Annotated in this window: 12 protein-coding genes; 9 read left to right on the top strand and 3 right to left on the bottom strand. The window is 60.3% G+C overall.

What is annotated here, in order from left to right; genetic code table 11:
- Position 1: 1 nt before the first annotated feature.
- Both ASF45_RS17525 and ASF45_RS17520 read right to left on the bottom strand, forming a co-directional pair.
- The gene (locus ASF45_RS17525) at positions 2 to 970 is read right to left on the bottom strand and encodes a tripartite tricarboxylate transporter substrate binding protein (RefSeq protein ID WP_056665286.1); all 969 of its coding nucleotides are present in this window, start codon (positions 968 to 970) and stop codon (positions 2 to 4) included.
- A gap of 54 nt (positions 971 to 1024) precedes the next feature.
- Positions 1025 to 1885: a fumarylacetoacetate hydrolase family protein gene (locus ASF45_RS17520; protein WP_056665285.1), complete on the bottom strand. Its 861-nt coding sequence runs from the start codon at positions 1883 to 1885 to the stop codon at positions 1025 to 1027.
- Positions 1886 to 2057: 172 nt separating this feature from the next.
- Here ASF45_RS17520 and ASF45_RS17515 point away from each other — a divergent pair, with 172 nt between their 5' ends.
- From ASF45_RS17515 to ASF45_RS34615, 3 genes are all read left to right on the top strand, one after another.
- Positions 2058 to 2750, top strand: a complete 693-nt coding sequence (locus ASF45_RS17515; protein WP_156473054.1) for a GntR family transcriptional regulator — start codon at positions 2058 to 2060, stop codon at positions 2748 to 2750.
- 791 nt (positions 2751 to 3541) lie between these two features.
- Entirely contained in the window at positions 3542 to 4219 is a 678-nt protein-coding gene (locus ASF45_RS17510; RefSeq protein ID WP_056665283.1) for a response regulator transcription factor, read from the top strand.
- The gene (locus tag ASF45_RS34615) at positions 4220 to 5572 is read left to right on the top strand and encodes a HAMP domain-containing sensor histidine kinase (RefSeq protein ID WP_082551085.1); all 1353 of its coding nucleotides are present in this window, start codon (positions 4220 to 4222) and stop codon (positions 5570 to 5572) included.
- Between the two features lie 1234 nt (positions 5573 to 6806).
- Here the strand turns inward: ASF45_RS34615 and ASF45_RS34610 are convergent.
- Positions 6807 to 8387, bottom strand: a complete 1581-nt coding sequence (locus ASF45_RS34610) for a tannase/feruloyl esterase family alpha/beta hydrolase (RefSeq protein WP_162244018.1) — start codon at positions 8385 to 8387, stop codon at positions 6807 to 6809.
- Between the two features lie 521 nt (positions 8388 to 8908).
- Between ASF45_RS34610 and ASF45_RS17500 the strand changes: the two genes are divergently transcribed.
- The 6 genes from ASF45_RS17500 (at position 8909) to ASF45_RS17475 (ending at position 13898) form a co-directional block, all read left to right on the top strand.
- The gene (locus ASF45_RS17500) at positions 8909 to 9514 is read left to right on the top strand and encodes a TetR/AcrR family transcriptional regulator (RefSeq protein WP_056665279.1); all 606 of its coding nucleotides are present in this window, start codon (positions 8909 to 8911) and stop codon (positions 9512 to 9514) included.
- Positions 9515 to 10049: 535 nt separating this feature from the next.
- Positions 10050 to 10340 carry a DUF1330 domain-containing protein gene (locus ASF45_RS17495; RefSeq protein ID WP_056665278.1) on the top strand — a complete coding sequence of 97 codons (291 nt, stop codon included), beginning with the start codon at positions 10050 to 10052 and terminating at the stop codon, positions 10338 to 10340.
- 63 nt (positions 10341 to 10403) lie between these two features.
- On the top strand, positions 10404 to 11573 hold the full coding sequence (locus tag ASF45_RS17490; RefSeq protein ID WP_056665276.1) for an acetyl-CoA acetyltransferase: 1170 nt from the start codon (positions 10404 to 10406) through the stop codon (positions 11571 to 11573).
- Between the two features lie 12 nt (positions 11574 to 11585).
- Positions 11586 to 12365 carry a 3-hydroxybutyrate dehydrogenase gene (locus ASF45_RS17485; RefSeq protein ID WP_056665274.1) on the top strand — a complete coding sequence of 260 codons (780 nt, stop codon included), beginning with the start codon at positions 11586 to 11588 and terminating at the stop codon, positions 12363 to 12365.
- Positions 12366 to 12420: 55 nt separating this feature from the next.
- Positions 12421 to 13191 (top strand): ABC transporter ATP-binding protein, encoded by a 771-nt coding sequence (locus tag ASF45_RS17480; RefSeq protein WP_056665272.1) that lies wholly within the window; start codon positions 12421 to 12423, stop codon positions 13189 to 13191.
- Positions 13191 to 13898: an ABC transporter ATP-binding protein gene (locus ASF45_RS17475; RefSeq protein ID WP_056665269.1), complete on the top strand. Its 708-nt coding sequence runs from the start codon at positions 13191 to 13193 to the stop codon at positions 13896 to 13898. Before ASF45_RS17480 ends, ASF45_RS17475 begins: the two co-directional genes overlap by 1 nt.
- The last annotated feature ends 2 nt before the right edge of the window (positions 13899 to 13900 follow it).

Genomic DNA, 13900 nt, shown 5'->3' with positions numbered 1-13900 from the left:
GTCATTGGCGTGGAATCTGCGATTCGGCCACCACCATGGTCCATTTTTCGAGCTCGCGGGTGACCATGGCCTTCATCTCGTCGGGCGTGCTGCCGCGCGCCTCGCCGCCCATGTCTTCCAGCCGCTGGCGCACCGCTGGCGCCTGCAGCGCCTTGTGCGTGTCGGCGTTCAGCCGGTCGACGATGGGGCGCGGTGTGCCGGCGGGCGCCAGCAGGCCGGCCCAGGAGCGCACGTCATAACCCGGCACACCCTGCTCGGCCACGGTGGGCACGTTCGGCAGGCCGGGCCAGCGCTGCGGGCCGGTGGTGGCCAGCGCGCGCAGCTTGCCGGCCTGGATGTTGGACATCACGGCCGTGGGCGGCGCGATGATGAAGGGCACGTCGCCCGACAGCAGCGCGGTGACGGCCGCGGCGTCACCACGGTAAGGCACGTGCAGCATCGGCACCTTGGCCATCTTGGCCAGCAGTTCGCCGGCCAGGTGGTGGGTGGAGCCGATGCCGGCCGAGCCGTACGACACCGCGTCGGCCTTGGCCCGCGCAGCGTCCAGCACGTCGCCGAAGCCGCGCAGGCGGGCGTCGGCGCGCACCACCACCAGGAACGGAAAGAAGGTAACGGTGGAGATGGCCTCGAAATCGGCCACCGTCCTGTAGGGCAGGTGCTGGTACAGCGCGCCGGCCACTGCGTGGCCACCCGTGGCCAGCAGCAGCGTGTAGCCATCCGGCTTGGCGCGGGCCACGCTGCCGGCGGCGATGGTTCCGCCGGCGCCCGTCTGCGACTCCACCACGACGGGCTGGCCCAGCGTCTTGCCGAGCTCCACGCCAACGGCGCGGGCGATGGCATCGGCGTTGCCGCCAGGCGCGAAGCCCTGGTAGATTTTGAGCGCCCGTTCGGGCCAGGCCTGCGCCAGGGCCGGCAGGGCCGTGCTGGCACCCCAGGCGGCGCCCAGGGCGAGAAGGTCGCGTCGTTGCATGCGTGTCTCCGCGGCGGCCCGTCGTGCGGGCCGTCCTGTGGTGGAAGGTGGAATTCAGTCCTGCGCGACGACCGGGTTGCGCAGCGTGCCGATGGCCTCGATCTCCACCTCGACCACGTCGCCCGGCTTCATGAACCACTGCGGCTTGCGGCTCCAGCCCACGCCGGCCGGCGTGCCGGTGGCGATCACGTCGCCCGGCACCAGCGTGAAGATGGTCGAGGCGTAGGCGATCAGCTTGGGGATGCTGAAGATCATGTGGCCGGTGTGGCTGGACTGCACGGTCTCGCCGTTCAGGCGCGTCACCAGCTTCAGTTGGCGGCCCGGCTCGATCTCGTCGGCCGTGACCATCCAGGGGCCAAAGCCGCCGGTGGATTCGAAGTTCTTGCCCGAGGCGATCTGCTTGGCGTGGAACTGCCATTCGCGCACGCTGGCGTCGTTGTAGACGCTGTAGCCGGCCACGTGGTTGAACGCGTCGGCTTCGGCGATGTCGCGCCCGCCCTGGCCGATGACGACGGCCAGTTCGCCCTCCCAGTCCAGCGTCTCGGACACGCGCGGGCGCACGATGGGGCCGTTGTGCGGCGTCTGCGAGCGCCACACGCGCAGGAAGATCGGCGGCTCCTCCGACAGCTCGCGCTGCATGCCGGCGGCCAGCACTTCCTGGTGGTGGTCCATGTAGTTGCGTACTGCGCAGACGATCTTCTCGGGCTGCGGGATCACCGGCAGGAAGCGGATGTCGCCCAGTTGCGCATCGGCCTTCAGGCCCACGACCAGCGCATCGCGGCGCGCGAAGTCGGCACTGGCGATGAAGTCGGCCAGGGTGGCGTGGCCGGTGCGCTGTGCCAGTTCGGCGACGCCGTCGCCGAGCACGACGCCCCAGGTGTCGCGGCCGGCGAGGTGGTAGGACAGGAGTTTCATCTTTGGGTCCGTAGGGTTGGGTTGAATTCACGCCAAAACAAGCTACTGCACGAATCTGAGTTTATGCACAAACGGAGAATTGGGCACAAGAACAGAGTTCTGCTCGTTTTCCCTGATCGATGCAATACCGAGGTGACAAGCACAAAACCTGTGTGGTGCGTAGAATTGGCCCGTGACCGCTTTGACCATTCCTACTGACAACAGCGCTCCTCTGACGGAACAGGCGTTCCGAAGCCTGCGCCATGACGTGCTTTCCGGCGTATTTGTCCCTGGAGGAAAACTTAAGCTTGACGAGCTGCAACGTCACTATGGGTTCTCTAGCAGCCCGCTGCGTGAAGCGCTAAGCAGGTTGGCACAGGAAGGCATTGTTCGCGCCGATGAGCGGAGAGGGTTTCGTGTCGCGGCGCTGTCTTTGGAAGATCTAAGAGACATAACGCACATGCGGTTGATGTTGGATGTCGAGGCATTGCGCGGGTCGATCGGTTCCGGCGACGATGCCTGGGAAGCCGGAATCGTCTCGGCCTTCCACCGGTTGGAGAAGGTCGAGTCCAGGCTCACTGATGCGCCGCAAGTGCTTGACGAGGAATGGAGCGCCGTCCACCGCGCCTTTCACCTGTCGCTGTTGGCGGCATGCCCCTCGGAACGGCAGCGGCGCTGGAGTGCTAGCCTTTTCGACCAGGCTGAGCGCTACAGGCGCTTCTCGGCGCGCCATCGCCAAGCGGCAAGGCGCAAGTCGAGTGAGCATCGTCGGATCATGGACGCGACATTGAAGCGGGACATCGAGACGTCGTGTGCTTTGCTTTCGGAACACATCCTAAGCACTCAGCGAAACGCTGAGAACGCTCTCAGCCGTGCGATGGTTTAGCAGTTCGCTGATGTGACAGTCCTATGCGGCATTTGAGGAGTCCAGCCCTTCGTCGGCGCAGTCCATTCCGAGCAAGTCATTGGATGTCCCTCCCTCCGGATGTTGCTCCGCTCGAGCACACGGCCGCTGTCCCTTGCATACTCGGCTATGAACTGACGAATGCCACGGTTGAGTGGACTAGTGGAACCAGCGTGGAGTCGGGGACACCCTCTTTTGAGCACTCCGAACGACCGGCGGCAGCACGCCGGCCGAGCGCTATAGCGCAACATGAATAAGTCCTGACGGCCGTCGCAGACGCCATTCCACGAGTACAGGGCTCAACGCCGAGATCGACCAGCGTGAGGACGTCGGGCGCTTTGCCAAGCCGCTCAGAGACCGACAATGTTTGCGACCGCATCTTTCCGGTCCCGTTATGGCGGGGCGCTCGCGCCTGCGAGGTCACCCGCTCGCATTTTCCAGCGCATCGCCATCAGGATCGCTGATCTCCCAGGGACACCCGGAGCGTCTCTTCGCCAGATTCAACGCAAGTGGGCCAATGCTGTCCAGCAGACGCCGAGAGCGTCGTGTTCAACCGGTTCCGCGTCGAATCGCGCGGCACGACCTTGTTCCGCCGGTGTCCGGCTCAGCAACAGAGCGACCTCTTGGAACACGACCGATCTCAAGGCCCTGATTACCGGGCGTGAGCCAATTCAAGGGTTCGGAGCGCTAAGACTGCCACAGGTTGTGACCGCAAGCAGATCATTGCGCGAACGTTGCGGATCCATGTCGGCGCTCCCTTCTAGAATCGCTGCGTGAAAATCCTAGTGGTTGAGGACGAGGCCGACCTCGCCCAGGTCATCGCTTCTTCGCTGCGCAGGCAACAATGGGTCGTCGACCTCGCATCGTCCTTGGCTGAGGCCGAGTTGCTTGCCCTTGAGGGAAGTCATGATGTCATCGTGCTTGACCGAGGATTGCCTGACGGAGATGGCCTCGATCTCGTCAGTACTTTGAAGAGCGCATCCATCGCCGTGCCTGTCTTGGTGCTGACGGCAATGAGCGATGTCGCTGACCGCGTGCGCAGCTTGGATCACGGAGCGGACGACTACCTTGCCAAGCCCTTTGCGATTGACGAGCTTTTGGCGCGGTTGCGGGCTCTTGTCCGCCGGCCGGCCTTGCGAAGCCGCCCTCCAGTCGTGGCGGGACACTTGTCTTGGAATCCGGAAACAAGACAGGTGGTTTCGAACGGCATTGCGCTGGCGCTTCCGCGTCGGGAGCTGTTGGTGCTAGAGACGTTGATGCAGCACCGGGGAAGAACCGTGCTGCGTGGCCTCCTTTTGTCGCGCGTCTTTGGTGAAAGCGAGGAGATTCGATCGAATACGTTGGATGCCCACGTGTCCCGTCTCCGTGCCAAGCTCGAAGAACTGTCGTCCGGGGTCGAGATTCACTCCATCCGGGGTGTGGGCTACTTACTCCGCTCAGTCTCGCGCTGAATGAAGTTCTCCTCTCTACGTTGGAAGTTGGTTCGACAGTTGATCTGTCTGCAGATTGCCGTGAGCATCTCGGCTCTGTTTTTGTTTCTTGGCGTTATCTGGGCCAAAGTCGGCTTCATCGACAGTGAAGGCGATCGCAGTACCTCCATACTATCTCGAACGCTGCAGCGCTCCCCCGACGGCGGACTGCGGCTTGCCGAAGTTCCCTCGACTAGCGGCCTTCGCTCCGCACCAGGATGGTGGTTTGTGGCCGATGATGGGAACGAGCGCCTTGTCTATGGAAACGTTCCTGACCGGTATGTGAAACTGGTGACGGTGCTTGACGGCGCCGATCGGACAGCACTCGATCTGGTCGAGCCAAACGGTCGTCCTCAAGCCCGGTTTGAGCGTCTGGATACGCCGGCAGGGCGTGTGAACGTGATCGTCAAGACGGGTGCGCCACTCTTGACGATGGATATGCTGCGAGGGGCGTTGTTGGCCTACCTCTTTCTGATGGCGCCGATGGCGCTGTTCACAAGCATTGGATTCATCTTCGCGGTCCCCTGGGTCGTGAAACGCGGTCTGGCAGGCGTCATGCGAGCGGCGGAGCGAGCTGAAAGTATAGACATCGGGCGCAGAGACACCCGCTTGCCACTGCAGGCGGTTCCTTCTGAGGTGCTGCCTCTTGTCCAAGCGGCAAATCGCGCGTTGGACCGCCTGAGCGAAGGCTACGATCGCCAGGAACGCTTCCTCGCAGGGGCCGCTCACGAGTTGAGAACGCCGATCGCTACCGTGCGCTTGCTGGCCGAGTCGATACCCGAATGCGCAGAAAAGTCGGCACTTCTTCGTGCGTCGCTACGTTTAGGAATCATGGCAGAACATCTCTTGGACTTGCAGCGTCTTCGTGCCGGATCGGCTCACTGCGAAACGGTTGACCTTCGCGCACTGTGCGAGCAAGTCGTGGCGGATCTTGCGCCTCTGGCGATCGCGAACGAATGCGTACTTAGCTTCGCTGCTGAACGGTCTCAGGAGCTTCAAGCTGATAGGCTGGCAATCGAAAGGGCGCTTTCGAACCTTGTTCAGAATGCCATCGAACATGGCGGCAAAGGATGTTCGATAAACGTAGCTCTCTTGCACGGGAATGCCATTGAGGTCACAGACACTGGGCCGGGCATTCCTCTCGCAGATCGCGCACGTGTGGTTGAGGCCTTCCGTCGGGGATCCCCGAAGGGCCGCGGAGCTGGCCTCGGACTGCACCTAGTGTCAGAGATTGCGCGTCTGCACGGCGGTCGGCTGAAGGTGGGGACAACGCCCAGGGGCGGAGCGCTTATCCGTTTGGAGTTGGGCGCTCTCGCTTTCCAGGCGGTCAGATAAAAGGCTGAACGGTTGCGCCGATCTCATCAAGCCAATTGCTTCGCAGAGGCTTCGTACCTACTTCCCACATGAGTGCGGCGACGGGGTTATGTTCAGCTTACGAAGAAGAGAAGGCAAAGGCTAGCGATCGCAATGCCCGCAAAGGCAATCAGCCAGTTCATTGCGTTGCACTCTTCCGTTTCCTCTTCAAGGTCATGTAGGACCCAGTCCCATGTGGTTCCGACTGGTGATGGCGATGCCACCGCACCACCGGCACTCCGGACGGAAAGCGGCATTGCCTCGGGTAGAGATTTCTCTCGACAACGCTCAGGGGGGAACGAAGAAACGGTCCTCGATAGTGTATGAATGCAGCAGAGGGTTTGATCGCGGGTAAGGGCCACGTGGGAAACATGACCACTTCGGGATTCTCTACGGCACATAGCTTAGCGCCGATGCTCTGAAACGTACCGCCAGCGACCGTGGTCATCGACCCAGTAGGACCGCCCATACTGATCTCGGCTCACTCTCCTCGGCTTTCCGTCAGCAGTGATCATGCCAAGAGCGGCACCGCCCGCCGCGCCCACTGCGGCGCCCGCGACAGGATCTCCGCCCGCGACCGAGCTGATGATGGCGCCTCCCGCCGCACCAAGCAGAGCGCCACGAACGGCAGCATGCTTTTCGTGACGGTTCGCAGCGCATCCACACAGCGCAAGGCCTAGACACAGTGAAATTGCCATGGACTTCATCGTCGCCCTTCCGATTGGTTTGCTTCGCACGTTGACGCGACATGCTATTCGTCTGCATTGCGTGAACGTTGCGTCGCATTCAGAACAACTGCCTGAGAGGGGCGCCATGGAGTCTCGACCTCGTCAGATTGCACGACGAGCCAGTCTGCGAGGTGGAGCAGGGCCGAGATACGTGGCCAGGTGGCCAATTGGCTCCGGAGTTGGTGTATCGCGACAGCGACCCAAGGCGCAGGCCAGCCGCACACTCCGGCGGGACGCTCTACCTGGCCACCTTGCGGGGCGGCAGGCAGTCCTGTCGCCCCGAATCTTAAGTAACTCCTTACGCCAACGCTCGAGCTCTCGAGCTCTTGGTCGACGCTTTCTGACGGGAGCGCTGAAGGACACCGTGAGCCGTTCATACGGTGTCGATCGCGCTTCCTTGGGCACCGGTGCGCCGCTTTGTCGCACCGTTGTCCTGCGCGTTGAGTCACCCTAAGGAGATGATCGTTCGGCGGTACTCCGTTGTGACATCACTGGCGCGGACCGCACGCGTAGCTTGCCTCAAGGTTCGGATCGCCGACGCCCGAGAACCGTGCGACGTTAGGGTAGGCGCACAGCGGCAAAGTTCGAACGACGTCTCCTTCTGGAGCGTCACCAGCTTTTTTGGTGGCAACAATGCGTTCCGGCGCGACACCCGTTTCTACCCACTTATCCAACGCTGCAATCAGGTCTCGCGAGGGGTCTTTGGCATCCACTGTGGCTCCGGACAAGCTGTTCCCGAACATATTCGGTCCAGCCCCTCCGGCGCAGTGCGACATGCCGGGCGCTTCAAACAGACGGACAAACGTATCTGTACCAGTTGTTGTGGACTCGACCTGTCGAAGGTATTGGTGAATCGAGCCAGGGGGAATAAGAACATCCGAGAGCCCCTGATAGGCGAGAAACTTCCCCCCGCGAGCTTTGAAGGCGCGCATGTCCGGATTGTTGTTGTTGACGACGGGGCCGACGACGCTGTCCACCAAGTCCATATCAGAGCCGTAGTTGAAATCTCTGAAATCGAATGACGGTCCCAATACCCATTGGAACAGGTCAGAAAATGGCGCATGTGAGAAGAGGTCGAAGGTATACGCCAACCATTGGTCTTCAGAGCCCTTCTCCAGACCTGGAAAAATCTCCTGCCCATTGACATGGCGAACAGGGGCGTATGCCTTCTCGACCGCAGCTAGTTCCACTGAGGTCAAGCAGTCTGTGCTACCTGAGGCCGAACACTGGAGCACGGCCGGATTAAAGTTGCAAAGGTCCGGGCGCGCCACCAGCCCATCGGACACGCCGTCCAATGCGTCGCAGGACGCAAGCACGGAGCGATGCAGCAGGTCCAGCTTTGGGGCCGTCAGCACTGATTTCAAAGGCGCGGAATCTTCCCGGAAGCCGACCCATTTGGTTCCGATGCCCACGTGCGTTCCCACGCGCGATGGAACGGGTGCGCCGGAAACGATTCCGTCGTAGTCATCCGGGTAACGTGTTGCCTCGCTGATTCCTTGGCCTCCACCAGTCGAGCAGCCGATGAAGTAGGACCGCTTGGGTGCGGAATCAAGCACTTCGGCCGTTGCCCATTTGGCAAACGTTGTCATGAGATGCGTGGAGCGGTAACCCCAATCAATCCATTTTTCGGGGTGGCCGATCAATACGGCTCCTCCTTGGGATGCGGCCGGCGCCGTCCCCATATCGGTGTGCGCGACGGCAAATCCTCTGTTAAGGCCCGCCGCCAGTTCTCGGTAGTCGAGGGCCCCAGCAAAGCCTCCATTGCCAAGCCCTAAGAACTTTCCATTCCAGCCGGCCGTGGGCAACCAGACCTCGACGCGGATGTCGCTGTCTGAAGATGGCCTTAAGCTTGCGGCTACGCGGCAGAATTCAGGTAGTCCCTCAATGGCGGTAACGCCGTCAGGCGTTGTGAATCCACCCGCCGGCCGATATTCAACGGTAGATAACACCGCATCTGGATATGCAGCCTTTGCCAAAGCAGCGCATCGCGCTTCGGCATTTTGGACTGGAGCTTCGCTCTCGTTGTCTCCGCCTCCGCATGCGGACATCGCGAGGGCGACGGTCAACATGCAGAGGGTTTGCGTTTTAAATTTCATAGTCGATGCACGAGTTGGATATGTCGCTGACCGTTCTCCAGCCAAAGGTCACACGCCGCGACAACAGTGACGCATGACCGAACCCGAAATTGACCGGCACGCGGATTAGACATTCGCTAAGGTACCGCGTCAACGTCATTGGGTACCATTCAGTGTAAACCCCTAGGAACGTACTCGTCCGCATGACTACGCCCAGTGAGCAGACCGCGCGAGAGGAAGCGCCGCGGCCAATCCCGTCGCCTACGTCAGTGGCTCCTGGGTGACGCGCGACGTCCCGGGCGATTGCCCCCTCATAGCTGCCGCCTCGCTCGTACTCGAAATGAATGAGAGTCCGTTCTCGCTTGCCGCTCCCGTTGTGCTCTTTCAATCGCTACGATCTTTACTGCGGCCTTCTCGTAGCCCTAAAGCTGCCCACAGTCGCCGTTCATCGCGAGAGAACGCAAAGACGCATGCGAAAATCACCGGTACTGACATTGAACAATTGAACCGAAAAAATGCCGAGACCATCCACCCCAAGTGACGAATTCTGGCAGGAGTTGACGGCATTGATTCTCGAAGAGGGTATCAGCGGCATCACGCTGGGGCAAATCGCTTCGAGACTGAAATGCTCGCGCAGGCGGCTTTACGAGATTGCCGACACAAAGGAAGAGCTTTTCCTTAAGATTGCAGAGTCCACCTTGCGCGACATGCGAGAGACCGGTTGGGCAGATGCGGCGAGAGCCAACGACGCCTCTGCAAAAGTACTCGCTTACTTTAACCATGGGTCCAAGGTGGCAGGTCTCATGTCTTCCAAGTTCCTAAGCGACCTTGAGAGCAATGAGCAGGGCAGGAAGCTCTTTGATGAGCATCAGCGCATGAGAATTCAGACCCTTGAGAATTTTCTCGTGGAGGAAATGGCTGCGTCGACTTTCGTCAAACACAATGTGCGGTTCGTAAGCGAATCCGCTTTGCTCCTGATCAGAGCCCTTCGTGATGAGAACTTTAGGGTCGCATCGAAGGTCTCGTTCGAGCAAGGTCTCAGAGAACTATGGGAACTCCTGCTTTTTGGATTGGTCGTGCGGCCATCTGAAAGAATTGGAGATTCAAGCAGCGGTGCCTAGAACTCCGCACCCCGACCGTTGCCTGTCGGCGGGTGACAAACTGCCTGCCGAGCAGGACTAGGCACGGCGGGGTCCTCATTGGTGTTGGGGCAGCGAGCATAGATGGCTATGGGACTCAAGCCGCTCGAGCTGACCGGCCTTGCCGGACCCAAGGGAACACGCATCTTGGATGATCAAGAGACGCGAATTGGCTGCTTGACCAAGAAGCCGCAAGGACGCGGTGGCTTCGATGCGAATCGGAGCATGCGCCGCCAGCCCTCGTCAGAGCCCTCCCTTCAGTAGCAGCCCGTCGCCGCAGGCCGGCCCAACCCAACGTGCGCGCCCTGAAGGCCGGGCAGGTCAGGGATTACCCCTATTGGTACTGAAAGTAGATCTTCGAGTACCATAGGTGCTCGACTTCGGTAGCCTGATGTTTGCCGTGCCATCCAAGGCGTTGCAATCCGCACGGACGGACTTTGCACCCTGCACAGTCCTATGCATTCGCCCTCTCAACAACGCGCTAGTCCACTCTATTTCGCCCATGACAAAGTGTTATATGGTCGCTGAAATCATAGTAAGCGATTCAGAAACTTTCTACTCCGGGTATATGCCACGGGTAAAGCCTCTTCTAAAGCTGTTTGAAGCGTCAGTTGTCATCGCAACCAACGAGGTGGTGCGTCTGGAAGGCGAGCTGTCTTTCTCGCGGTTTCTCGTTCTCGAGTTCTCCAGCCGGGATAAGGCGATGGAATTCTATGAGAGCCCAGAATATAAAGAGATTGCAGTCCTGCGATTCAAGTCGGCCACGACCAATCTCTTCCTTGCTGATGCGCATAAGCACTCGTTCTGAGTCTATCAATCGGCGGGTACTTGATCCCGCGAGTTCGGTTTCCAGAAATTCGAGAGAATAGATATGCCTTGCAGTATTGTTGGATGGTCGCACCTTCCATTTGGGAAGAACGTCACAGACGATCTTGAAAGCCTGATCGCTTCGGCGGCGTCACAAGCAATTGCCCACGCCGAGATCGACGCGAGCCTTGTTGGCGGGATTTGGTTGGGAAACCTAAACGGCGGATTCGTTCCGGATATTTTTGCTTCTTCGCTCGTCCTGCAGGCGGATCAAGCTTTGCGCTGGGCCGGTTCAACGCGCGTGGAGAACGCATGCGCATCCGGAGCCGCTGCGGTCTACTCTGCGTGCGATGCCATTGAGTCAGGCCGGATCAAGGCCGCATTGGTGGTGGGTGCGGAGTTGATGACTCGGCGTTCAACTGCCGAAGTCGCGGCAATTCTGGGTGGCTGTTCCTACCACAAAGAGGAAGGCAATCTGGGCCTAACGTTTCCCGGGATATTTGCGAAGTATGCGAAGGCGTACTTCGAGCAGTTTGGAGACCACTCGACAACCTTGGCGCGAATCGCCGCCAAGAACCACGCCAACGGTGTGCGCAACCCCTACGCCCAAATGAAGAAGGACCTTGGCTTTGACTTCTGCAACACGGTCTCAGCCAAGAATCCCATCGTGGCCGATCCACTGAGGGTGACCGATTGCTCCCTCATTTCCGACGGCGCAGCAGCTTTGCTGATTGTCAACTCTGACATGGCAGCCGACTTCCCGCGGGCCGTTGAGTTCAAGGCGCGCAGTCACGTCAATGACTACCTGCCGATGTCGCGTCGCTCAAACCTGACTGACTTCGAGGGACCTCTACGTGCATGGGCACAGGCGTACACCCAAGCGGGTTGCTCGGTTGCGGACCTTTCGTTCGCCGAAGTGCACGACTGCTTCACGATCGCGGAGCTTCTCTCGTACGAGGCCATGGGCCTAGCAACTGCGGGCAAAGGCGCATCGGTCGTTGAAGACGGCACCGTGTTCCCAGGGGGCAAGCTGCCCGTCAATGCGTCCGGCGGCCTGAAGGCCAAGGGTCACCCGATCGGCGCCACCGGCGTCTCGATGCACGTCATAGGCGCCATGCAGCTGTGCGGCGAAGCCGGAACGTTCCAACTCCCCGCGCCCGAAACGGGTGCCATCTTCAACATGGGAGGATCCGCGGTAGCCAACTACGTGAGCATCCTTCGTCGCATCCGCTAACGAGGAACGAACATGAAAAAGCGCGCGCTGGTCACAGGATCGACCCAAGGCATCGGCCTTGCTATCGCGAACCAACTTGCAGCAGCCGGCCACTTGGTCGCCATCCATGGCATCGAGTCAGAGTCAGTCGGAAACGACATCGCGACAGCCATCTCCGTGGAGTTCGGAACGGAAGTTGTCTATGTCCGCGCTGACTTGAGCAACTCCGACGAGACGCTTGAACTGGTCGAGAAAGTCGAAGCTGCCCTCAACGGTCCTCTAGATATTCTTGTCAACAACGCCGGCATTCAGAATGTGGCGTCCATCGGCGAATTCACGCTCGCGAAATGGAGCCGACTGCTTGACGTAAACCTGACGGCACCCTTTATCCTCATGAAGGACGTTCTGGAAGGAATGCGAGAGCGTGGTTGGGGTCGCATCTTGAACATCGCATCTGTCCACGGGCTTGTCGGCTCGGTCAACAAGTCGGCCTACCTCGCGTCGAAGCACGGACTCGTGGGCCTTAGCAAAGGGATCGCCCTGGAGTTTGCTACGGCCGGCGTGACGGTCAACTGCATCTGCCCAGGATTTACCGACACTGCCATCCTTGAACCTCAGATCAGGGCACGCGCCGAAGCAGTCGGCGGTTCCCGCGAAGACGGCGTCAAGGAGCTGCTGAAGGAGAAGCAGCCCAACTTGAAACTTCTGGATCCGGCGCACATCGGCGCAGCAGTGGTGTACCTCGCGAGCGACGCGGGTAGTGGGATCACTGGCATCCAGCTTCCCATCGATGGCGGATGGACCGCCCAGTGACGGCCCTACGCGACCTCACCGAACCGAAAACCCTCTCAGACGTTCTGGAACGCGAATGACGGACTTCGTACTGCAAACCCAGGGGCTGACGAAGGAGTTCCGCGGATTCACTGCCGTGAGTGACGTGGCCCTTCAAGTCGAGAGAGGGTCGATCCACGCCTTGATCGGCCCCAATGGGGCAGGCAAGACGACCTGCTTCAACTTGCTTACCAAGTTTCTCGAACCCACGCGCGGCACCATCCGTTTCAACGGGCAGGACATCACTCGCGAGAAGCCGGCGCAGATCGCCCGCCGCGGGATCATCCGCTCGTTCCAAATCTCTGCAGTGTTTCCGCACCTGACGCTTCTGGAAAACGTGCGTCTCGGCCTTCAGCGCGGCGTTGGAACCACCTTCAAGTTTTGGAAAAGCGAATCCAGCTTGTCGGTACTGGATGGCAGGGCCATGCACTTCCTTGAGCAGGTCGGTCTCGAGGACGCGGCGCACGAGTTGGCGGTCAACTTGCCGTACGGCCGCAAGCGCGCCTTGGAGATCGCCACGACGTTGGCCATGGATCCAGAGGTCATGCTCCTTGATGAACCCACACAGGGCATGGGCCACGAAGACGTCGACAAGGTCGCGGCGCTGATCAAGCGCGTATCCGCTGGGCGAACCATCCTCATGGTCGAACACAACATGGCCGTCGTCTCGACCATCGCGGACAAGATCACCGTGTTGCAACGTGGATCTGTCCTCGCAGAAGGGCCGTACGCAGAGGTGTCACGCAACGCCCAGGTGATGGAGGCCTACATGGGCTCCGCCGAAGCCGCACTTGGGGGTGCCCACTGATGACCGTCGCACTGGAAATCCGCGGGCTCAACGCTTGGTATGGCGAGTCCCATGTCTTGCACGGTGTGGACATGTCGGTTCGAGAGGGCGAGGTTGCAACCCTCCTCGGTCGCAATGGAGCAGGCCGCACCAGCACCATGCGCGCAATCATGGGATTGACCGGCGACCGCAAGGGAAGCATCAAGGTGTACGGCCAGGAGACGATCGGCATGAAGACGCACCACATTGCGCACCTTGGCATTGGTTACTGCCCTGAAGAGCGAGGCATCTTTTCCAGCCTGTCCTGCGAAGAGAACCTCCTCCTGCCACCACCGCTGCGCTCCGGCGGGGCCGGCTTGTCGATTGACGAGATCTATCAGATGTTTCCAAACCTGGCAGAGCGCAAGACCAGCCAGGGGACCCGTCTGTCCGGTGGAGAGCAGCAGATGCTGGCGGTCGCGCGCATCGTGCGAACCGGGGCGAAGCTCCTACTGCTCGATGAGATCTCGGAAGGACTGGCTCCCGTCATCGTGCAAGCGCTCGCTCGCATGATCACAGCGCTTCGCCACAAGGGCTACACGATCGTGATGGTCGAGCAGAACTTTCGATTCGCGGCACCCCTTGCGGACCGCTTCTTCGTCATGGAACACGGAAAGATCGTCGAGTCGTTCACCAAGGGACAACTCAACGACAAGATGCCCATCCTCAATGAACTTCTCGGCGTTTAACT

Source organism: Pseudorhodoferax sp. Leaf265 (assembly GCF_001422365.1).
In the GTDB taxonomy this organism is placed as follows: domain Bacteria; phylum Pseudomonadota; class Gammaproteobacteria; order Burkholderiales; family Burkholderiaceae_C; genus Pseudorhodoferax.
This window is presented reverse-complemented; position numbering and strand designations above follow the sequence as displayed.

Excerpts from the sequence above, each read along its gene's own strand:
- ASF45_RS17525 (WP_056665286.1), bottom strand. The coding sequence starts at position 970 with ATGCAACGACGCGACCTTCTCGCCCTGGGCGCCGCCTGGGGTGCCAGC.
- ASF45_RS17520 (WP_056665285.1), bottom strand. The coding sequence starts at position 1,885 with ATGAAACTCCTGTCCTACCACCTCGCCGGCCGCGACACCTGGGGCGTC.
- ASF45_RS34615 (WP_082551085.1), top strand. The coding sequence starts at position 4,220 with ATGAAGTTCTCCTCTCTACGTTGGAAGTTGGTTCGACAGTTGATCTGT.
- ASF45_RS34610 (WP_162244018.1), bottom strand. The coding sequence starts at position 8,387 with ATGTTGACCGTCGCCCTCGCGATGTCCGCATGCGGAGGCGGAGACAAC.
- ASF45_RS17500 (WP_056665279.1), top strand. The coding sequence starts at position 8,909 with ATGCCGAGACCATCCACCCCAAGTGACGAATTCTGGCAGGAGTTGACG.
- ASF45_RS17495 (WP_056665278.1), top strand. The coding sequence starts at position 10,050 with ATGGTCGCTGAAATCATAGTAAGCGATTCAGAAACTTTCTACTCCGGG.
- ASF45_RS17490 (WP_056665276.1), top strand. The coding sequence starts at position 10,404 with ATGCCTTGCAGTATTGTTGGATGGTCGCACCTTCCATTTGGGAAGAAC.
- ASF45_RS17485 (WP_056665274.1), top strand. The coding sequence starts at position 11,586 with ATGAAAAAGCGCGCGCTGGTCACAGGATCGACCCAAGGCATCGGCCTT.
- ASF45_RS17480 (WP_056665272.1), top strand. The coding sequence starts at position 12,421 with ATGACGGACTTCGTACTGCAAACCCAGGGGCTGACGAAGGAGTTCCGC.
- ASF45_RS17475 (WP_056665269.1), top strand. The coding sequence starts at position 13,191 with ATGACCGTCGCACTGGAAATCCGCGGGCTCAACGCTTGGTATGGCGAG.